This window comes from Nocardioides sp. BE266, assembly GCF_031457855.1.
GTDB lineage: Bacteria > Actinomycetota > Actinomycetes > Propionibacteriales > Nocardioidaceae > Nocardioides.
In genome coordinates, this window is record NZ_JAURTI010000001.1 from 208,976 (window position 1) to 227,437 (window position 18,462).

Below are 18,462 nucleotides of genomic sequence, written 5' to 3' on the forward strand. Positions count from 1 at the left end.
CTTCCCTCCATGAGCGAGCGCAGCGAGCGAATCAACGAGCACAGCCGATCCAGTGCCTCATGTGCGCACGGAGCGAAGCGAGTACGCGCATGAGCCTGATCACAGGCCACAGCGGCGAGCTGGCCGTCCACGTCGCCCGCGCGCACGGCGTCGAGACCATGTTCACCCTCTCGGGCGCCCACGTCTTCCCGATGTACGACGGCGCGGTCAAGGCAGACCCGCAGATGCGCCTGCTCGACGTGCGCCACGAGCAGACGGCCGCCTTCGCCGCCGAGGCGACCGGCAAGCTGACCCGCGTGCCCGGCCTGGCCGTGCTGACCGCCGGTCCGGGCGTCACCAACGGCATCAGCGCGATCGCCCAGGCGCAGTTCGCGGGCTCGCCGATGGTGGTCGTCGGCGGCCGCGCCCCGCAGAACCGCTGGGGCAGCGGCTCGCTCCAGGAGCTCGACCAGCCGCCCATCATCGCGCCGGTCGCCAAGTCGGCGAAGACCCTGATGACCGCCGGCGAGGTCGCCGCGGGGATGGACGAGGCGTTCACGCTGGCCCGGTCGAGCCACCGCGGGCCGGTGTTCGTCGACGTACCGATGGACGAGTTCTTCAACTCCTCGACCGGCGTCGCCGGCTCGGGTGAGGGCGTCCGCATCGAGCCCGACGCCGACGCGATCGAGGCGGTTGCCCGCCTGCTCGCCGAGGCGCAGCGCCCGGTGCTGATCCTCGGCACCGACGTCTGGGCCGACCACGCCGAGGCCGCCGCGCTCCGCTTCGTCGAGGACCTCGGCATCCCCACGCTCACCAACGGCATGGGTCGCGGGGTCATCCCCGGCGGCCACCGCTCGCTCGTGACCAAGGCCCGCGGCGCCGCGCTCTCCGGCGCCGACCTCGTGGTCGTGGTCGGCACCCCGCTCGACTTCCGCCTCGGCTACGGCGTGTTCGGCGGCCCGGACAAGAACCCCGAGGGCGCCTTCGCCCGGGTCGTGCACATCGCCGACTCCCCCGGCCAGGTGTCCGGCCACGCCGAGCTCGCCGGCTCGGTCTCCGGCGACCTCACCACGGTCCTCGACGGCCTCCAGGCGGCGCTCGAGCGCGGCTCGAAGCCGGACTGGACGGCGTGGGCCGACCAGCTCGCCGACCAGGTGAAGGCCGCCGCCGAGCGCGACGCGCAGCTGCTGACCGCGGAGGCCGACCCGATCCACCCCGCCCGGATCTACGGCGAGCTGGTCCCCCGCCTGGCCGACGACTCCGTGGTCATCGGCGACGGCGGCGACTTCGTCTCCTTCGCCGGCAAGTACGTCGAGCCCAAGCGGCCCGGCGGCTGGCTCGACCCCGGCCCCTACGGCTGCCTCGGCGCCGGGCTCGGCGCGGCCATCGCGGCCCGCATCGCCCGGCCGAGCGCGCAGGTGACCCTGCTGCTCGGCGACGGTGCCGCGGGCTTCTCGCTGATGGACGTCGACACCCTGGTCCGCCACGACCTGCCCGTCGTGATGGTCATGGGCAACAACTCCGCCTGGGGCCTGGAGAAGGGCCCGATGCAGATGCTCTACGGCTACGACGTCGCCGCCGACCTCGCCCAGCGCACGCCGTACGACGACGTGGTGAAGGCGCTCGGCGGCGCCGGCGAGACGGTGACCGGCCCGAAGCAGATCGGTCCGGCGCTCGACCGCGCCTACGCCTCCGGCGTGCCCTACCTCGTCAACGTGATCACCGACGTCGAGGCGGCCTACCCGCGCAACACCTTCGGGATCTGACCATCTGATGGAGCTGCGCCGGATCCACCCGGAGGAGTACGCCGCCGCGGGCGACGTCTGCGTGGCGGCCTACGAGCCGTTCCTGACCGGTGCCGAGGACGACTACCGCGACCGGCTCCACGACGTGGCGCGACGCGACGCCGAGGCCGAGGTGTGGGTGGCCGTCGACGACGACCGCGTGCTCGGCAACGTCACCTTCTGCCGTCCGGGGACGCCGTGGCGCGAGATCGCACGCGACGAGGAGGGCGAGTTCCGGATGCTGGCGGTCGACCCGGCTGCCCAGGGTGCCGGTGCGGGCACCGCCCTCGCCCGGCTGTGCGAGGAGCGGGCCCGTGCGGAGGGCGCGACCGGGATGGCCCTGTCGTCGTTGGCGGCCATGACGTCGGCCCACCGGGTCTACGGTCGGCTGGGCTACACGCGCGACCCGTCCCGCGACTGGTCGCCGCTGCCGGGCGTCGACCTGATCGCCTTCCACAAGGTGTTCTGAGGATCAGCAGGCGTGGCCCGTCGACGGGTCCTCGACGTCGTCGAAGCAGACCGGTCCCCAGGGCAGTGCCGTGATCCGGTCGCCGGACACCAGCTGCCACTGCCACAGCTCCCACGTGCCGTCCCCGGCGGCCGTCGCGGTCAGCAGGGTGCCGTCCTCGGCGAGCCAGGTGCGGTTGTCGGCGGTGTTCTCCAGCGGGATGTCGCCGGCCCGGTCGAGCTCGGGCATGAAGTTCCCGCGCTGGGCCAGTACCTCGACGCGTGACGGGTCCGAGGCGGACGTCACCACGACCGAGGCGCCGTCGTAGAACACCGCGGTCGGCTGCACGGTCGCCAGCCGCGGGTCGGGGACGTCGAGCACCGTGGCCATGGCACGCCCGTCGGAACCGTCGACCGCCAGGATCGGGTCGCCCGGCTGGATGCGGGCGCTGAACCGGTAGCCCTCGGTGAAGTCGGCAGTCTCACCGACGCCCAGGGTCGACGTGGACGCCGGCGCCAGGTCGGGGATCCCGTCGCGGGCGCCGTCCGGGCACGGCGTCGTACGACCGTCGGGGGTCTCGAGCAGGCACCCCGCGGGCTCCGGGTGCAGCACGCCGGCCTCGTCGAGCGACCAGGTCCAGGAGTCGCGGACGATGGTCCCAGGCCGCAGCACGGTCATGTTGCCCCGCGCGAAGGAGCGCACCGAGCGCGTGGAGACCAGTCGGCCGTCCTCCACGCCGTAGCTGAAGTTGCGGACCAGGTCGTAGAACTCCGTCTCGCTGCCGGGCACCTGGACGTTGCCGAGCTGGAGCAGCTCGGGCTGGTCGACCCCGAGCTGCACCAGCAGCCCGTCGCGCAGGTCGAACACCAGCGGGTGCCCGGGTGCATCCGGCCCACCCTGGAGGTCGTCGTACGGGAGGACGAGCTCTTGGTCGCCGTCGCCGTCGGCGTCGATCGGGTCGAGCGTGTAGGTGCCGATCGTGGACTGCAGCTGGGCGATGCCCCAGGACTCCTCCCCCGTGCTGCTGAGCGTGGTCTGGAGCCGGATCCGGCCGTCGTGCTCCTTCGTGGGCTCGGCGAGGAACGCGACCTTCTCCTTGATGCCGTCACCGTCGAGGTCGAGGCGCGGCGTCGAGGAGAGGTCGTCTGTCTTCCAGTCGCGGCCTACGTCGGCCGGCAGCGTGACCTGCGGGGCATCGGGCTTCGGGGCGACGTCGTCGGACCGCTGCCGGCCTGTGACGCCCTGGAAGACCACGCCGAGGATCAGCAGCACCACCGCCGCGGTGGCGAGCAGCACCCACGGCGACTGCCAGCGGGGCCGCAGCGGCACGACGGGGGCGAGCGGGGCGAGGTCCTCGGGCCGGACCAGCTCGGCGCGGGCAGCGAGGGCCGCGCGCAGGCGGTCCTCCATCGCGGACATGGTGTCGGGCGTGCTCATCGCTCCTCCTTCCCCGAGCTCGACGGACTGCTCTTCTGCATGGCCTTCTCGAGCGCCACCAACGCGCGGCTGGCGGTGGACTTCACGGTGCCCTGGCTGATGTCGAGGGTCTGGGCGATCTCGGCCTCGGACAGGTTCGACCAGTAGCGCAGCACGAGCACCTCGCGCTGCCGCGCCGCGAGCTGGTGCAGCGCGACGATCACCTCGCGGTGCTCCTCCGCCAGCACCGCGGCGTCCTCGGGCGAGGGCGGGGAGAGGTCGTGGGGTGGCGAGTACGCCCGCGCCGTACGACGTCTCCGCAACGCCGAGCGCGCCGTGTTGACCACCGACACCCGCAGGTAGGCCAGCGCCTTCGAGGGGTCCCGGACCGCCTCCGGGCGCCGGGCCAGGGCCGCGAACGCGTCCTGCACGACGTCCTCGGCCGAGGCGAAGTCGTCCACCAGCAGCACCGCGAGCCGTACCAGCGACAGGCGGTGGGCGGCGTAGAGCTCAGTGATGTCCACTGCTGGCTCCATGCCGATGGTCCTCGTGCTCATGTCTGGTAGACGTGTGGGGACCACTCAGGTTGCCTCACTCCCCCGCCGATTTCTCGGAAGGCCGCGCCATGCCGAACCCCGTGACCCTGACCTTCACGGTCACCGACGACGACACCGCGGCGGCCCTGGGCAGCGGGTCCCTGCCCGTCCTCGGCACCCCACGGCTCCTCGCCTGGCTCGAGGCGGCCACGTGCGCGAGCCTCGCGCCCGACCTCGCGGAGGGCTCGACCAGCGTCGGCACCCGCGTCCAGGTGGAGCACCTCGCCGCCAGCCCCGTCGGTGCCTCCGTCGAGGTCAGTGCGTCCAGCGCGTACGTCGACGGGCGGCTGCACCGCTTCACCGTCAGCGCCCGGGACGCCTCCTCCGGCAAGGTCCTCGGCGCCGGTGAGATCACCCGCGTCGTGGTCGACGCCGAGCGCTTCCTGTCCCGGCTCTAGCTCGCGTCGTCGCGCCTGCGGGCGACGTGGAGGACGGCGCCCCACCCGCGACGCAGGAGACCGTCTGGTCGCTCGGCGAGCAGCCGCCGGACCTCGCCGTACAACCGGTCCCGCTGCCACGCCTGCATCGCGATGTGGCCGGAGAAGGTGTCGAGCAGCGCCAGGTAGCGCTCGGCGTCGTAGGCCACCTCCCAGTCGACGTGTCGCACCTGCACGTCCTCGAACAGCCCGGTCGCCTCGATCTCGTCACGCTGGTCGGGCAGCTCGCCCGGCCGCTGCTGCGTCACGCCGTCGGGGAGACCCTCGCCGATCTCGTCGTAGACCTCCTGGAGCTGGCTGAAGATCGGGTCGCCACCGTCCGGGAAGACGTGGCTCGCGCTCCAGAACGCGAGGTGGCCGCCCGGCCGCAGCAGCTCCCACGCGCGCCGGTAGCGGACGTCGGGGTCGATCCAGTGCCAGGCGGTCGCCGCGAGGACGAGGTCGTACGGCTCGTGGTCGGCCGCCAGCAGGTCCTCGAACCTGCCGTGCTTCACCTCGACGGGGAAGCCCGCGAGGTTGCGCCGCGCGACCTCGACGAGCGCGTCCCCCGGCTCGATGCAGTGGATCGCGAACCCTCTGCGCGCCAGCGGCAGGGTCGCCTTGCCGGTGGCGCACCCGACCTCGAGCAGCCGGTCTCCAGGCTCCAGACCGGCCACCTCGACCAGGCTGTCGAAGATCACCTCCGGGTAGTCGGGTCGCGCCTGCTGGTAGAGGTCCGCCGCCGAGTCGAACGTCATCGCCAGCGAGCCGTCGTCTGCCATGCCGCGATCCTCGCACCGATTGGTCTAGGCGGCTCCGGCAACCCTTGGCACCACAATCCGGTCAGAGGATGCTTGAGCAGGTGGAACGGGCAGCTTCCGCAGTAGAAGCAGGCGTCATCGCGGTGGCGAGAGATGTCGAAGGGGTCGCGCGCTACCTGGTGATCCAACGCGCGGACGACTGGACCCTGCCGAAGGGGCATCGGGAAGACACGGACGTCGACCTGGAGGCGACCGCCATCCGCGAGCTCGACGAAGAGGCGGGCATCCACGTCACGGCCATGGCCCCAGTCGGCGTCTTCAGCTACCGCACCGACAGTGACGCGCGTCAGGTGCACTACTTCATGGGCACCTACGCCGGAGCCGTCGATCCACCTCACGCACTTGATGGCGTCCTCCAGACACGATGGCTGCCGCGCGAGCTCGCCGGCGAGCTCCTCACCCACGACGACCTTCGTGAGTTCTTCCTGTCCGTGACGAAGCCATCCCCGAACGTGTCCCCGGCCTCACCTCTGGCCATCGCCTTGAAGCGGCGCCGTCTTGCGACCCTCCGTCCGGGAGCGGCACGCCTGGAACGTATCTCCACCGCCATCGACGTCTTCGCCAACGAGATGGTTGCGGTTCGCGGACGATCCACTGTCGACCCGAGGGCGGCGGCGTGGCGAGCTCCGGGAGACCGTCTCCTGGAGCTCTCGAAGCAGCTCGCGATGAAGGAGGACATCGACGCCGCGTGGGAGACACTGCACGCCTCCAAGAGGCTGGCGCTGCTCGACCTGTCGGACGACGAGGTGCAGACCGTTGCGGCGTCTCGACGCCTCGAAGCCGACAAGAAGCTCACTGGGTGGCGGCGCCAAGCAGTCACCGACCTGCTGCCCAAGGCGTCGGCGCAACCCGCGACTACTCCGACCACTCCGACCGTGTCTCGCGAAAGCCTCATCGAGGCCATCCGACTGATGGACGAGGAGAGTGCCAACGTCTACCTCAAGCTCCGCATGGGCGGCGTGGCGCTACCCATCGCGGCGGGGTTGCTGTCCGTCATCCTCGCGCTGTTGATTGTCGCCGTCTGGAATGGCTGGTTCGCCAGCCTGGAAGGCGAGCGCGCCGATTTCGTGCTCACGGACCGGGGACTCCTCGGCGGCGCCATGGTGCTGGGAGCCTTTGGATCCATGCTGAGCATCACGCTCGACACCAACAGCGCCTCGTTGGTGGGGCGGCGCATCTACGAGCTGGCATTCGCGCACGTCGCCGTGCCGGCGGCGCGGCTGGCGATCGGTGCATCATCGGGCGTCCTGGTGGTCGCCGCGGCCCAATCCACCCTGGCAGACGCGGGGCAGGCCTGGACCATCCTCGCGGCGATACCAGCGGGCTTCAGCGAACGACTGGTCCGGCAGACCGTCGAGACTCTCGACGTCAGTGCCTCCGGCAGTCCGGGCCGCACCGGGTGAGGCAGTGCGCCACAACGGTGAAGCTCCGCTTCCATCGACGCAGATAGGCCAGGCCCGATGACCGGTGCTCGCTGTAGGTTCGGGAGCATCGCCTGACGAGGAACAAGCCGTGATCGAGCTGGCCGAGGTGCAGATCGCTGTGGGCTGGGACCACCCCCTGGGTCGCGAGCGCCATGCGTCGTTATGAGGGGACTGTCTACGACAGCAGCCGCTGGGACGGCTTCGAGCTTCGCCCCGGCGACATCATCATCGCGCCGCCGCCCAAGTGCGGGACCACGTGGACGCAGATGATCTGCGCGCTGCTCGTCCTGCAGGAACCGGAGCTCCCGCTCCCCCTGGACAGGCTCTCGCCGTGGATCGACATGGTCACCCGCGCCCGCTCCGAGGTGTTCGCCGACCTGCGGGCCCAGACGCATCGCCGCTTCCTCAAGACCCACACGCCGCTCGACGGGTTGCCCCACGATCCTGCGGTCACCTACATCTGTGTCGGGCGTGATCCCCGCGACGTTGCACTGTCGATCGACCACCACATCGACAACACGGACGTCGACGCCTTCCTGGCAGCGCGCGAACGGGCGGCAGCGATCGACGGCATCGAGCTCGAGGCCGTGCTGCGAGGGTCGCCGCGCCCCGAAGGCGCGCATGACCGGTTCTGGCAGTGGGTCGACGACGAGACGCCAGCGACGCGTGTCGGGTCGTCGCTGCGGCGCACCCTGGAGCACGTCGAGACCTTCCGCGACGCTGCGGCCGACCTCGACGTCGTACACCTGCACTACGACGACCTGCAGGACGACCTGGAGCGGCAGATGCGACAGCTGGCCGTGCGCCTCGACATCCAGGTCGACGAGCGCCGATGGCCGCGCCTCGTCGGTGCGGCGACGTTCGAGTCGATGCGCAGCAGGGCCGAGACGACCGCGCCCGCCGGCGGGCGCGAGCACTGGATCGACCCCGCCGCGTTCTTCCACCGCGGCGTCAGCGGCCAGTGGCACGAGCTGCTCGACGACGCCGACCGGGCCCGGTACGCGACCCGCGTGCGGACCCTCGCCTCCGTCGAGCTCATCGACTGGATGCACCGCGAACCGATCGACTAGGTCCCGGTACGACGCCGCCCCTGCTACAGCTCGTGGTCCCGGCGGACCCAGCTGCCTTCGGCCGCGCCCTGCGACACGGTGTCGGCGAAGGACTTCGGCGCCGTGTACCGACGGTGGCCGCATCGCCGGCAGATCCACTGCTCGGTCTGGCCCTCGCTCGCGCGGACGTGCCGGTAGCGGTGCTCGAAGACGGGCAGCTCACACCGCCACCAGCCGCGGCCCTGGGCGGCGGCCGCGTCCGCCTGCTCACTCGTGGATCGGAGCCGAAGGAATCCTTCGACCATCGCGTACAGGGCGAGGACGTCGAGGGCGAGCAGGATCAGCATCACTCCGAGCGGCGCCTGCTCGAGCATCAGCGTCGGGAGCCCGCTCGCCACGGCGACCACGGTGCCGAGGGTGAGGCCGAGGGCGCCCGGCCGACGGATCCACGGCAGCCCTGACGGGGCCGTTGGGTGGGTGTCTGACATGGGATCGCCCCCAGAGAGCTACCGGGAGGCTGCTCGTGAAGGATCCATCATCCCGCCGGCACGCACGATGAAACAAGAGACCGTGGACTGCCGACTACTGCTCGAACCGGCGCAGGGCGCGGCCCTGGGTCTGGGTGAGCTCGCTGGTCTTCCGCGCCCAGTCCGAGACGTCGGCGTCGCCCAGGCTGGTGAGCTGGTGCGGGTCGCGCTCGAGGTCGTACAGCTCGAACTCGCCGGTGCGCTGGTGCTCGATGTAGGCGTGGGAGCCCTCGCGGAGCAGCGACCAGTCGAGGTGGGTGTTCTCGATGATCAGTCGACGCCGCCACGAGGACCACTCGCCGGACCTGAGGGGCCCGAGCATGGACCGGCCGTCGAGCTCGCGCCCGGCGTCGGGATCAAGACCGGCGATGTCGAGGGTGGTGGGCATCAGGTCGACCTGCGAGACGAGCGCGTCGACCGTCCGCGGCGCGACCCCGGGCCCGCGTACGACGAACGGGACGCCCGCCGCCTCCTCGTAGGGCTGCGACTTCGAGAACAGGCGGTGCTCGCCCAGCAGGAAGCCGTTGTCGGAGACGAAGAAGATCCACGTCCTCCGGAGCTGCCGGGTCCGCCGCAGGACGTCCAGCACCTTCTCGACCTGGTCGTCGACGTCCTGCAGCTCCTCGAGCTTGCCCTCGTGGATCTTCCGCATCCGGCGACGGTCCTGCTTCGGCAGGTCACGCAGCTTCGCGGGCTTGTCGCTCATGTCGGCCTCGTTGAACGCCGGCGGGTCCCAGGGCTCGCCGTCGAAGTCGTCGGCATGCTCGGGGCTCGGCGTGTAGGGACCGTGGGGCGCGGTCGGCGAGAACACGGCGAACCACGGACCGGTGTCCTCGTTGCGACGGATGAAGCGGCGCAGCCGCCTGGCGGCGAACGCGTCGAACTTCCTCTGCGAGGCGACCCGCCGGACGGTGCCGTCGACGTTCACCCTCGGGTCGTCGATCATGCCGTCGAGCAGGGTCACCCAGCGGTCCCACCCGGGGGCGACGTACGTCGGGTCCTGGGCGATCCCGTTCATGTACTTCCCGAAGTAACCGGTGCTGTAGCCGGCCGCCTTCATCCTGGTCGCCGCGGTGTCCTGGTCGAGTCCTCGCGCGACGAAGGGCTGGTGGGTCATGTTCGTGTCGCACCCGTGGTTGTGCGGATAGCGACTGGTGAGGATCGAGGCGCGCGCCGGCCCGCACAACGGCATCGCGCTGTAGCCCTGCCGGAAGTGCACGCCCTTGCGCACGAGCCGCTTCCAGGTGCGGTTCATCGATCGCAGGGTCGAGCGCATCTGGTCGTCGGTGACGATCCACAGGACGTTGTCGGCCACGTGCCACACCCTACGCACGGGCCGCGCAGGCCCCCGGGACATGCAAAAGTCCCCGCCACTGGCGGGGACTTCGGCGGCGTGACGCGTCGGTGACGGTCAGGCGTTGGGGCGCTTGCCGTGGTTCGCGCCCTTCTTCTTGCGAGCGCGGCGCTTGCGTCCGGTCTTGCCCATGGTCGTCCTCCTGGAATCGGTGCTCGGAGCAGTGTCTCAAAATCGCCGGGGCGCGGCGAATCGGCTCAGCTGCCACCCTCGGTGATCTGGACCCGCACCTCGCGCAGCTGGAGGCGTACGCGGTCACGCAGGGACTCCGGCGCCGACTCGGAGCAGGACCGGGCGACGAGCTGCTTGACGGCCTTCTGGAGGTCGTACTTCTCCAGGCAGGGACCGCACTCGCGCAGGTGCAGCTCGACGACGGCGCAGTCGGCCTGGTCGAGCTCGTTGTCGATGAGGTAGACGATGCGCTCGATGTAGTCGACGCAGTCGTCCTTGCCGTGCTCGTGGCTGTCGTGCTCGTGGGTGGTCACGATCCGCTCCCCTCGGTCGCGCCCGGCAGCGAGCTGGCCGGGAGGAGGTCGTTGGTCCGGACGTAGTCGGCGAGCATGTCGCGCAGCTGGCGGCGTCCGCGGTGGAGGCGGGACATCACGGTGCCGATCGGCGTGTCCATGATCTCGGCGATCTCCTTGTAGGGGAATCCCTCGACGTCGGCCAGGTAGACCGCGAGGCGGAACTCCTCTGGCAGGCGCTGCAGCGCGTCCTTCACCTCGGAGTCGGGAAGGTGCTCCAGCGCCTCCATCTCCGCCGACCGCAGGCCGGTCGACGAGTGCGACTCGGCGCGCGCGAGCTGCCAGTCCTCGACGTCCTCGGACATCGACTGCTGCGGCTGGCGCTGCTTCTTGCGGTAGGAGTTGATGTAGGTGTTGGTCAGGATCCGGTAGAGCCAGGCCTTGAGGTTCGTGCCGGGCTTGAACTGGTGGAACGCGCTGTAGGCCTTCGCGAAGGTCTCCTGCACCAGGTCCTCCGCATCGGCGGGGTTGCGGGTCATCCGCATCGCCGCGCCGTAGAGCTGGTCCAGGAAGGGCAGGGCGTCGCGCTCGAAGCGCGCCGACCGCTCCTCGGAGGTCTCCTCCGCGGGCACGGTCTCGTGGTCGGACATCTCGTCCTTGAGCGACTCAGTCATCGCCTCCCACAGTACCGCCGTGGGTCTTTCGAGGGTCATTGCCTGCACACAGACCCCAACACCTCACCCCGCCGGAGGATTCCCGACCACTTCGCGCACCAGCCACTCGAGCGTGGACTCGACCACGATCCCCATCGCCTCGTCCTGCGTCACCTCGCCCCGTGCCGGCACCTTGAGGCCGTGGTCGCCGGCGGGGATCACGACCATGTCGAGGTCGGGCAGGTCGCCCGGGAACTCCTCGGGCCGGCCCATGGGATCGCGCTCGCCCTGGACCACGAGCGTCGGCAGGCCGGCGCCCATCAGCTCCGGGAGCCGCGTCGGCTCGGTCCTGCCGGGCTGGTGGAGCGGGAACGACAGGGCCAGGCAGCCGGTCGCGCCCAGCGACTTCGCCGTACGGGCTGCGGAGCGGGCTCCGGCCGAGCGTCCGCCGACCACGAGCGGGGTGCGGACCCGCATCACGTCGGCCGCGCACCGCAGCGCGACGTCGAGCGTGGGCGGCGCCGTCGCGACCTTGCGGCCGGCGACCCGCCACGGCTGCTCGAAGAGGACCACCGAGACGCCCTGGGCGGGCAGCGCGTCGGCGAGCGCCCACAGGTCGCGCGACTCGACGCCGCCTCCGGCGCCGTGGCTGAGCAGCAGCGTCGCCATCGGGCTGGTCGCGCGGCGGGTGTGCAGCCGACCCTCGCCGTGGGGCGTGTCGATGCTGCGGACCGTGGCCTTCTTCACGAGCGCTCCTTCACGAGGTCGCCTCCAGTGGCTCGACGAGCTCGGGACCGTTGTTGCGGACGTTGCTGACCAGGGTCGGCACGGCGTACGCCTCGAGCCGGCCCGGGGCGGCGGGGACGAGCAGCGAGGTGTCGCCGCCGGTCGTCGGGTCGAGCCACTCGTGCCAGCGCTCGCGCTCGACCATCAGCGGCATCCGGTCGTGGATGTGGCCGAGCGAGTCCTCGGCCTGCGTGGTGAGCACCGTGCAGGTCCAGCGGAACCGGTCGGGGTCGTCCTCCGCCTTGGTCGGATCGCGCCAGATCTCGTAGAGCCCGGCCATCGCGAGGACCCCGCCGTCCTTGGGACGGATGAAGAAGGGCTGCTTGACCGGCTTGCCCTTCGAGTTGGTCTGGGACGTCGGGTACCACTCGAAGTAGCCGTCGGCCGGCAGCAGCGCGCGGCGCGAGGCGAAGGCCTTGCGGTAGGCGGGCTTCTCCGCGACGGTCTCCATCCGGGCGTTGATCATCCGGTTGCCGATGGACGGGTCCTTGGCCCACGACGGCACCAGGCCCCAGGTGAAGACCCGCAGCTGGCGCTGGGGCGGCTCCTCCGACTCGCGCGAGGGCGGCCGCTCGACGACGGCGTAGACCTCCTTGGTGGGGGCCACGTTGTAGTCGGCGGCGAGCGGCCCGCTCACCCGGCTCTCGACCACCTCGAACTCGTCGACGAGGTCGTCGGGGCTCCGGGAGGAGGCGTAGCGGCCGCACATAGCGCCCACCCTAGGGGTCGGGTACGACGTCCGGCTCGGGCGTCAGCCGCGGGCGAGCTCGTCGAGCAGCATCCCGGTGGCCGGGTCGGAGTCGGGCAGCCCCTCGATCCACACCCGGACCGGCGGAGCACCGGAGCGTCCGCCCTCGGCGCCGTCGAGGAGGGTGCGCAGCACCCGGACGCGCCGACCCAGCCGGTCGTCGCGAGCAGTGAGGACCACGACGCGGTGCATGCCCACCCGTGCCACGGTCTCGTCGCGGGCGAAGACCGTGCGCGCCATCTCGCCGGCGCGGGCCAGGCGCATGGCGCGGGTGAAGTGGTCGACCGGCTGCTCCGACGGGTCGTCGCCGAACGGGAGGGCGCACACGACGAGCGCGTGGGCCGCGACGGCCCCCTCGGCGAGCGGCAGCCGGTGGAGCTCCGAGAGCCGGCTCCGGAGGTGGGCCTGGCTGGAGAGACCGGTGAGCGGGTCGTCGCAGGAGAGCTGGTGCAGGTAGCCCAGCGTCGTCTCGCTCCACGCGGTGAGCAGCGCCGCCACCGCATCGAACGACGGATCCCCACCCGCCATCCGGTGCGACGTGGCGCGCAGCGACTCCAGGGCCTCCTGCACGGATGCGCCGTCGCGGGCCAGGTCCTGCCCGGCGACCGCGCACGCGTCCACGAGACCCGACCCTGAGGCGAGCGCCTCCCCCACAGCCTCGAACCGGTGCGGCAACCCCAACCGCGCTTCGGGAGACTCTGGCCTGCTCGCCCCAGGATCGGACGCCGAGATCCGTCGCACGCGTGCGGCGAAGATCTTCACGGCATACCCCTCACTGGTCGTCCTGCTCACCGATGTGACGCGGCTCATGCCACCCCATGACGCGGACCAGACCAGGAATTTGGATTTATTTGCTTCGCGGCCGCGATGCCACCCCCGAGGTCTAGAGTCACGTCTGCCTGGCACCCGGGTCAGGCGCGCGTCCGGAGCCTCGACATGAGCACTGCCACCAGCGTCGAACCACTGGGGGACGCCGAGCTGATCTCGGCGGTCCGCGGTGGGGACGTCGACGCCTACGGCACGCTCTTCGAGCGCCACGCCGACGCCGCCCGGCGCCTCGCCCGCCAGCTCGTGCCCGCGGGTGACGCCGAGGACCTCGTCTCCGACGCCTTCATCAAGGTGCTCGGGGTGCTCCAGCGCGGGGGCGGCCCGGACGTCGCCTTCCGCGCCTACCTGCTCACCTCCGTACGACGCCTCCAGGTCGACCGCTTCCGCGCCAACGCCAAGCTCCACACGACCGACGACATGGAGGCCTTCGACCCCGGGGTGCCGTTCCGCGACACCGCCGTGGAGGGCTTCGAGAGCGCCGCGGCTGCGCGCGCGTTCGCCTCGCTCCCCGAGCGCTGGCAGCTGGTGCTGTGGCACATGGAGGTGGAGGGCGACAAGCCCGCCGACATCGCTCCCCTGCTCGGGATGAGCGCCAACTCGGTCTCCGCGCTCGCCTACCGGGCCCGCGAGGGCCTCCGCCAGGCCTTCCTCACCCAGCACGTCACGGAGCTCGAGGAGGACACCTGCCGCTGGACGCACGGCCAGCTCGGTGCCTACATCCGCAACGCCACCTCGCGCCGCGACGGGGCGAAGGTCGAGAGCCACCTCGGCGAGTGCCGGTCCTGCATGGCGATCTACCTCGAGCTCACCGAGGTCAACTCCAACCTCGGCGCGATCCTGGCGCCTCTTCTGCTCGGCGGGCTCGCCGCGACCTACGTCGGCGCTGCCGCGGCCGGCGGCGCGTCCGTCCCGGTGGGCGTGGGTGCGGTCGTGGGCAGGATCCGCGACCTCGTGGTCGGCAACACTGGGGCCGTCGCGGTCGCAGGCGTCGCCGCGACCGTCACCGTGGTGGGTGGTGCGATCGTGGTCGGGCTCAACAACGCCGACCGCACCGTGGCCGACCCACCCGTGAAGAACCCCGGCGTCAGCGCGCCCGCCGACCCGGGCGGCAGCTCGCTGCGCTCCGGCTCCGGCTCGGGGGATGGCTCCGACGCCACCGACGACACGGTGGAGACGGACGCGCCCGACGACGTCGTCGCCCCACCCCTCGCGCCGACCACCGACCCCACGACCGCGTCGACGACCGACCCCAGCACCGATCCGACCCAGGGCACCGACGACCCGTCTCCGACGGACGACCCGACCGACGACCCGACCGACGACCCGACCGACGACCCGAGCCCGACGTCGAACCCGACCTCGAACCCGACGCAGGACCCGACCCAGGACCCCACGCAGAGCCCGACACCCACTCCCACGACCACGAACTCGTCGACTCCGACCCCGTCGCCCCCCACCACGGGGCCGCCGCCCACGGGTCCCACCCCGTCCGACCCGACGCCGACCGACCCGACGCCGACCGACCCCACGCCGACCGACCCCACGCCCACGGACCCGACGCCCACGGACCCGACGCCCACGGACCCGACGCCCACGGACCCGACGCCGACCGACCCGACGCCGACCGACCCGACCCCGACCGACCCGACGCCCACGGACCCGACGCCCACGGACCCGACCCCGACGGACCCGACCCCGACGGACCCGACGCCCACGGACCCGACGCCCACGGACCCGACGCCCACGGACCCGACGCCCACGGACCCGACGCCCACGGACCCGACGCCGACCGACCCGACGCCCACGGACCCGACCCCGACGGACCCGACCCCGACGGACCCGACCCCGACGGGCCCGACCCCGACGGACCCGACGCCCACAGATCCGACGCCCACGGACCCGACCCCCACGAGCGCCGACGCGTCGCTCACGGGCTCGGTCAGCAGCCTGGACCAGATCTTCTTCGTGGTGGTGCGGGCGGCCGGCCTCGCCAGCGGTGACGCGGCCCGCATCGAGGTCGACGTCGACGGCGTGATCGTCCCCATCGTCAGCGACCCGCGGTGCGACATCCACACGGGCGGTGCGACCTGCCAGGTCTCGGCCTCGAACACCCGGGTCCGCCTGGTCGTGCTCGCGCAGAGGGGCACCACCCTGAGCGCCCGCCTCGTCCCGGTCACCGATGACCCCGACCTCAGCAACAACACCTGGCGCGCCGTACTCGACTGAGCCCTGCACCCCTGCGGACGAGGCGCCTGCCTCGGCCCATCGTGTAGACAAGAGGCATGACGATCACCCGCTTGCTCGCCCGGCCGATGCTGGCCTCGATCTTCGTCGCCGGAGGCATCAACGCCCTCCGCAACACCGAGTCGCACGCGGCCAAGGCCAAGAAGGTCACCGACCGGGTCGTGCCGCTAGCCCAGCAGGCCGCGCCCGGTGCCCCGATCCCGAGCGACCCGGCCACGTTGGTGCGGATCAACGCCGGCGCCCAGCTCCTCGCCGCAGCCGCGCTCGCGACCGGCCGCGCTCCACGACTGAGCGCCACAGTCCTCGCCGCGTCGCTGGTCCCCACGACCTTCGCCGGGCACGCCTTCTGGGACGAGTCCGACCCGCAGGCCAAGGCCACCCAGCGCCTCCAGTTCTTCAAGAACACCTCCGTCCTCGGCGGCCTCCTGCTCGCCGCGGTCGACACCGAGGGCCAGCCGGGCCTGGCGTGGCGGGCCCGCCGCGCCGCCGCCGACGTACGACGTGAGGCCAAGCAGGTCGCCAAGGACGCCCGCCGCGAGGCGAAGCTCGCGCGAGCGCAGCTCACCTGAGCCAGGGCGGTTCTCTCGATAGGGTGCGCGGGTGAGTGAGCCCGCGACGCACGACGTGCCGCCGACCGACCTGTGGCCGGCGCCGCGCCCCCTCGACCCGGTCGACCGCGTCGTCTCGCTGCCCGGCAGCAAGTCGCTGACCAACCGGGCGCTGCTGCTCGCAGCCGTCGCCGACGGACCGAGTGTCGTACGACGTCCGCTGCGCTCGCGCGACACCCTGCTCATGGCCGCCGCCCTGTCGGCGCTCGGCACCGAGGTGGCCGACCAGGACGGCGACTGGGCCGTCACCCCAGGAGCCTGGGACCGCGACGCCGAGGTCGACTGCGGGCTCGCCGGCACGGTGATGCGCTTCGTGCCTCCGGTCGTCGGCCTGGCGCGCGGCACGGTCGCCTTCGACGGCGACCCCCACATGCGGCTGCGGCCGGTCGGGCCGATGCTGGCCGCGCTCGGCGCGCTGGGCGTGCGGATCGACGACGGCGGGCGCGGGGCGCTGCCGTTCGCGGTGCACGGTGACGGCGCGGTGCCGGGCGGCACGGTCACCATCGACGCGAGCGCCTCGTCGCAGTTCGTCTCGGCGCTGCTGCTCGCCGGCGCGCGCTACGACCACGGCGTCGACGTACGCCACGTCGGCAAGCCGGTGCCGTCGCTGCCCCACATCGAGATGACCGTGCAGATGCTGCGACGGCACGGTGTCGAGGTGGACGACGGCGACGCCAACCGCTGGGCCGTGAGCCCCGGACCCGTTGCCGCGGTCGACCACGAGATCGAGCCCGACCTCTCCAACGCCGCCCCGTTCCTCGCCCTCGGCGCCGCGACCGGTGGTCGCGTGACGGTGCGTGACTGGCCGTCGGAGACCACCCAGCCCGGCGACGAGCTGCGCGAGATCCTGGCCCGGATGGGGTGCGAGGTCACCCTCGCCGACGGAGACCTGACCGTCGTGGGCCCGGTGCGGCTCAGCGGCGTCGACCTCGACCTGCACGACGTCGGCGAGCTCACCCCGGCGATCGCGGCCCTGTGCGCACTGGCCGACTCCCCCTCGCACCTGCGCGGGGTCGCCCACATCCGGGGCCACGAGACCGACCGGCTCGCCGCGCTCGCGACCGAGCTGGGCCGGCTGGGCGCCGACGTCACCGAGCGCGAGGACGGGCTCTCGATCCGGCCGGCCGCCCTGCACGGCGGCACCTTCCACACCTACGCCGACCACCGGATGGCCCACGCGGGCGTGATCCTGGGCCTGGCCGTCGACGACGTGCTCGTCGAGGACATCGCCACCACCTCGAAGACCTTCCCGGACTTCGCGACCGCGTGGAGCACCGCGGTGCACGGGCGGGCAGCCGGGGCCGTCCAGTGACCGGTCGCTACTCGGAGCACGACCACGAGCACTACGAGCGACCACGCCGCCGCACCCGCCCGCGCACCAAGGACCGACCGACCTACGACGACGCCGTCGACGCGCGGGTCGTCACGGTCGACCGTGGCCGGTTCACCCTCCTGCTCGAGGGCCGCCGGGTGATGGCGATGAAGTCACGTCCGCTCGGCCGCAAGGGCGTGGTGGTCGGCGACCACGTGCGGGTCGTCGGCGACACGAGTGGGGACGACGGGTCGCTGGCCCGGATCGTCGAGGTGGTCGAGCGCAGCACGACGCTGCGGCGCACGGCCGACGACGACGATCCCGTCGAGCGCGTCATCGTCTCCAACGCCGACCAGCTGGTCGTGGTGACCGCGCTGGCCGATCCCGAGCCGCGCCCGCGCCTGATCGACCGCGCCCTCGTGGCGGCGTACGACGCCGGGATGGCGCCGCTCCTCTGCCTCACCAAGGCCGACCTGGCCGATCCCGAGACACTGCTGTCGACCTACCGCTCCCTGGGCGTGCCGTGGGTCGTGACCCAGCTCAAGGGCGAGGGCGCCGGCGACCTGACCGAGCTGCGCGAGCGCCTGCGCGGGCGCACGAGCGTCCTGGTCGGGCACAGCGGCGTCGGCAAGTCGACCCTGGTCAACGCCCTGGTTCCGGACGCGAAGCGCGAGGTGGGCATCGTCAACGCGGTCACCGGCCGCGGCCGCCACACCTCGACCAGTGCCTACCTCCTCGAGCTCCCCGACGGCGACGGCTGGATCATCGACACTCCCGGCATCCGCTCCTTCGGGCTCGCCCACGTCGAGCCGGAGCGGCTGATCGAGGCCTTCCCCGACCTCGACGAGATGACCGAGGACTGCCCGCGCGGGTGCACGCACGGCACCGGCGAGCCCGAGTGCGGGCTCGACGAGGCGATCGCGGCCGGCGAGGCCGACCCCGACCGCGTGGACTCCTTCCGGCGGCTGCTGGCCGCCCGCGAAGGCGCGAGCGACTGGTAGGGCT

The 18,462-nt window shown here is 72.1% G+C and carries 20 protein-coding genes; 9 read left to right on the forward strand and 11 right to left on the reverse strand.

Annotation, left to right across the window (positions count from 1 at the left end; translation table 11 throughout):
* Window positions 1–89: 89 nt before the first annotated feature.
* Entirely contained in the window at window positions 90–1,745 is a 1,656-nt protein-coding gene (locus J2X46_RS01040; RefSeq protein WP_310245794.1) for an acetolactate synthase, read from the forward strand.
* A gap of 7 nt (window positions 1,746–1,752) precedes the next feature.
* Window positions 1,753–2,232, forward strand: a complete 480-nt coding sequence (locus J2X46_RS01045; protein ID WP_310245796.1) for a GNAT family N-acetyltransferase — start codon at window positions 1,753–1,755, stop codon at window positions 2,230–2,232.
* A gap of 3 nt (window positions 2,233–2,235) precedes the next feature.
* On the opposite strand, the gene J2X46_RS01050 is transcribed toward J2X46_RS01045, so the two are convergent.
* Both J2X46_RS01050 and J2X46_RS01055 read right to left on the reverse strand, forming a co-directional pair.
* A complete protein-coding gene (locus tag J2X46_RS01050) occupies window positions 2,236–3,648 on the reverse strand; it encodes a hypothetical protein (protein WP_310245799.1) in 1,413 nt (470 codons plus the stop codon).
* A complete protein-coding gene (locus J2X46_RS01055) occupies window positions 3,645–4,163 on the reverse strand; it encodes a SigE family RNA polymerase sigma factor (protein ID WP_310245801.1) in 519 nt (172 codons plus the stop codon). Before J2X46_RS01055 ends, J2X46_RS01050 begins: the two co-directional genes overlap by 4 nt.
* Window positions 4,164–4,252: 89 nt before the next feature.
* Here J2X46_RS01055 and J2X46_RS01060 point away from each other — a divergent pair, with 89 nt between their 5' ends.
* A complete protein-coding gene (locus J2X46_RS01060) occupies window positions 4,253–4,621 on the forward strand; it encodes a thioesterase, FlK family (RefSeq protein WP_310245804.1) in 369 nt (122 codons plus the stop codon).
* Here J2X46_RS01060 and J2X46_RS01065 read toward each other — a convergent pair.
* Window positions 4,618–5,421, reverse strand: a complete 804-nt coding sequence (locus J2X46_RS01065) for a class I SAM-dependent methyltransferase (RefSeq protein ID WP_310245806.1) — start codon at window positions 5,419–5,421, stop codon at window positions 4,618–4,620. The two genes, J2X46_RS01060 and J2X46_RS01065, sit on opposite strands and share 4 nt — an antisense overlap.
* A 68-nt stretch (window positions 5,422–5,489) precedes the next feature.
* Here J2X46_RS01065 and J2X46_RS01070 point away from each other — a divergent pair, with 68 nt between their 5' ends.
* Both J2X46_RS01070 and J2X46_RS01075 read left to right on the forward strand, forming a co-directional pair.
* Window positions 5,490–6,863: an NUDIX hydrolase gene (locus J2X46_RS01070; RefSeq protein ID WP_310245808.1), complete on the forward strand. Its 1,374-nt coding sequence runs from the start codon at window positions 5,490–5,492 to the stop codon at window positions 6,861–6,863.
* Between the two features lie 173 nt (window positions 6,864–7,036).
* Window positions 7,037–7,954, forward strand: coding sequence for a sulfotransferase domain-containing protein (locus J2X46_RS01075; RefSeq protein ID WP_310245810.1), 918 nt, complete (start codon window positions 7,037–7,039; stop codon window positions 7,952–7,954).
* 23 nt (window positions 7,955–7,977) lie between these two features.
* Here the strand turns inward: J2X46_RS01075 and J2X46_RS01080 are convergent, their stop codons facing one another.
* The 8 genes from J2X46_RS01080 to J2X46_RS01110 form a co-directional block, all read right to left on the reverse strand.
* Complete coding sequence (locus J2X46_RS01080) at window positions 7,978–8,421, reverse strand: hypothetical protein (RefSeq protein WP_310245812.1); 444 nt, start codon at window positions 8,419–8,421, stop codon at window positions 7,978–7,980.
* 94 nt (window positions 8,422–8,515) lie between these two features.
* Window positions 8,516–9,775: a sulfatase-like hydrolase/transferase gene (locus tag J2X46_RS01085; RefSeq protein ID WP_310245814.1), complete on the reverse strand. Its 1,260-nt coding sequence runs from the start codon at window positions 9,773–9,775 to the stop codon at window positions 8,516–8,518.
* Between the two features lie 96 nt (window positions 9,776–9,871).
* Window positions 9,872–9,946, reverse strand: coding sequence for a 50S ribosomal protein bL37 (locus J2X46_RS24095; RefSeq protein ID WP_369759046.1), 75 nt, complete (start codon window positions 9,944–9,946; stop codon window positions 9,872–9,874).
* Between the two features lie 65 nt (window positions 9,947–10,011).
* Entirely contained in the window at window positions 10,012–10,299 is a 288-nt protein-coding gene (gene rsrA / locus J2X46_RS01090; protein WP_310245816.1) for a mycothiol system anti-sigma-R factor, read from the reverse strand.
* Window positions 10,296–10,952 (reverse strand): sigma-70 family RNA polymerase sigma factor, encoded by a 657-nt coding sequence (locus tag J2X46_RS01095; RefSeq protein WP_310245819.1) that lies wholly within the window; start codon window positions 10,950–10,952, stop codon window positions 10,296–10,298. The genes rsrA and J2X46_RS01095 overlap by 4 nt, the downstream gene beginning before the upstream one ends.
* A gap of 63 nt (window positions 10,953–11,015) precedes the next feature.
* The gene (locus J2X46_RS01100; RefSeq protein WP_310245821.1) at window positions 11,016–11,678 is read right to left on the reverse strand and encodes an alpha/beta family hydrolase; all 663 of its coding nucleotides are present in this window, start codon (window positions 11,676–11,678) and stop codon (window positions 11,016–11,018) included.
* Between the two features lie 10 nt (window positions 11,679–11,688).
* Window positions 11,689–12,426, reverse strand: coding sequence for an SOS response-associated peptidase (locus J2X46_RS01105; RefSeq protein ID WP_310245824.1), 738 nt, complete (start codon window positions 12,424–12,426; stop codon window positions 11,689–11,691).
* 42 nt (window positions 12,427–12,468) lie between these two features.
* On the reverse strand, window positions 12,469–13,086 hold the full coding sequence (locus tag J2X46_RS01110; protein ID WP_310245826.1) for a hypothetical protein: 618 nt from the start codon (window positions 13,084–13,086) through the stop codon (window positions 12,469–12,471).
* 315 nt (window positions 13,087–13,401) lie between these two features.
* Between J2X46_RS01110 and J2X46_RS01115 the strand changes: the two genes are divergently transcribed.
* Genes J2X46_RS01115 through rsgA form a run of 4 tightly spaced genes read left to right on the forward strand, consistent with a single transcriptional unit; the run spans window position 13,402 to window position 18,458 of the window.
* A complete protein-coding gene (locus J2X46_RS01115; RefSeq protein WP_310245829.1) occupies window positions 13,402–15,519 on the forward strand; it encodes a sigma-70 family RNA polymerase sigma factor in 2,118 nt (705 codons plus the stop codon).
* Window positions 15,520–15,575: 56 nt separating this feature from the next.
* On the forward strand, window positions 15,576–16,106 hold the full coding sequence (locus J2X46_RS01120; RefSeq protein ID WP_310245832.1) for a DoxX family protein: 531 nt from the start codon (window positions 15,576–15,578) through the stop codon (window positions 16,104–16,106).
* Window positions 16,107–16,137: 31 nt separating this feature from the next.
* On the forward strand, window positions 16,138–17,457 hold the full coding sequence (gene aroA, locus J2X46_RS01125) for a 3-phosphoshikimate 1-carboxyvinyltransferase (protein ID WP_397212391.1): 1,320 nt from the start codon (window positions 16,138–16,140) through the stop codon (window positions 17,455–17,457).
* Window positions 17,454–18,458, forward strand: coding sequence for a ribosome small subunit-dependent GTPase A (gene rsgA, locus J2X46_RS01130; RefSeq protein WP_310245834.1), 1,005 nt, complete (start codon window positions 17,454–17,456; stop codon window positions 18,456–18,458). Before aroA ends, rsgA begins: the two co-directional genes overlap by 4 nt.
* Window positions 18,459–18,462 lie beyond the last annotated feature (4 nt).

What these genes read in the sequence shown, in the direction of transcription:
- J2X46_RS01080 (WP_310245812.1), bottom strand. Translation starts at nt 8,421, where the DNA reads ATGTCAGACACCCACCCAACGGCCCCGTCAGGGCTGCCGTGGATCCGT.
- J2X46_RS01075 (WP_310245810.1), top strand. Translation starts at nt 7,037, where the DNA reads ATGCGTCGTTATGAGGGGACTGTCTACGACAGCAGCCGCTGGGACGGC.
- J2X46_RS01070 (WP_310245808.1), top strand. Translation starts at nt 5,490, where the DNA reads ATGCTTGAGCAGGTGGAACGGGCAGCTTCCGCAGTAGAAGCAGGCGTC.
- J2X46_RS01115 (WP_310245829.1), top strand. Translation starts at nt 13,402, where the DNA reads ATGAGCACTGCCACCAGCGTCGAACCACTGGGGGACGCCGAGCTGATC.
- J2X46_RS01040 (WP_310245794.1), top strand. Translation starts at nt 90, where the DNA reads ATGAGCCTGATCACAGGCCACAGCGGCGAGCTGGCCGTCCACGTCGCC.
- J2X46_RS01055 (WP_310245801.1), bottom strand. Translation starts at nt 4,163, where the DNA reads ATGGAGCCAGCAGTGGACATCACTGAGCTCTACGCCGCCCACCGCCTG.
- J2X46_RS01060 (WP_310245804.1), top strand. Translation starts at nt 4,253, where the DNA reads ATGCCGAACCCCGTGACCCTGACCTTCACGGTCACCGACGACGACACC.
- J2X46_RS01050 (WP_310245799.1), bottom strand. Translation starts at nt 3,648, where the DNA reads ATGAGCACGCCCGACACCATGTCCGCGATGGAGGACCGCCTGCGCGCG.
- J2X46_RS01095 (WP_310245819.1), bottom strand. Translation starts at nt 10,952, where the DNA reads ATGACTGAGTCGCTCAAGGACGAGATGTCCGACCACGAGACCGTGCCC.
- J2X46_RS01120 (WP_310245832.1), top strand. Translation starts at nt 15,576, where the DNA reads ATGACGATCACCCGCTTGCTCGCCCGGCCGATGCTGGCCTCGATCTTC.
- J2X46_RS01065 (WP_310245806.1), bottom strand. Translation starts at nt 5,421, where the DNA reads ATGGCAGACGACGGCTCGCTGGCGATGACGTTCGACTCGGCGGCGGAC.
- J2X46_RS01105 (WP_310245824.1), bottom strand. Translation starts at nt 12,426, where the DNA reads ATGTGCGGCCGCTACGCCTCCTCCCGGAGCCCCGACGACCTCGTCGAC.
- J2X46_RS01045 (WP_310245796.1), top strand. Translation starts at nt 1,753, where the DNA reads ATGGAGCTGCGCCGGATCCACCCGGAGGAGTACGCCGCCGCGGGCGAC.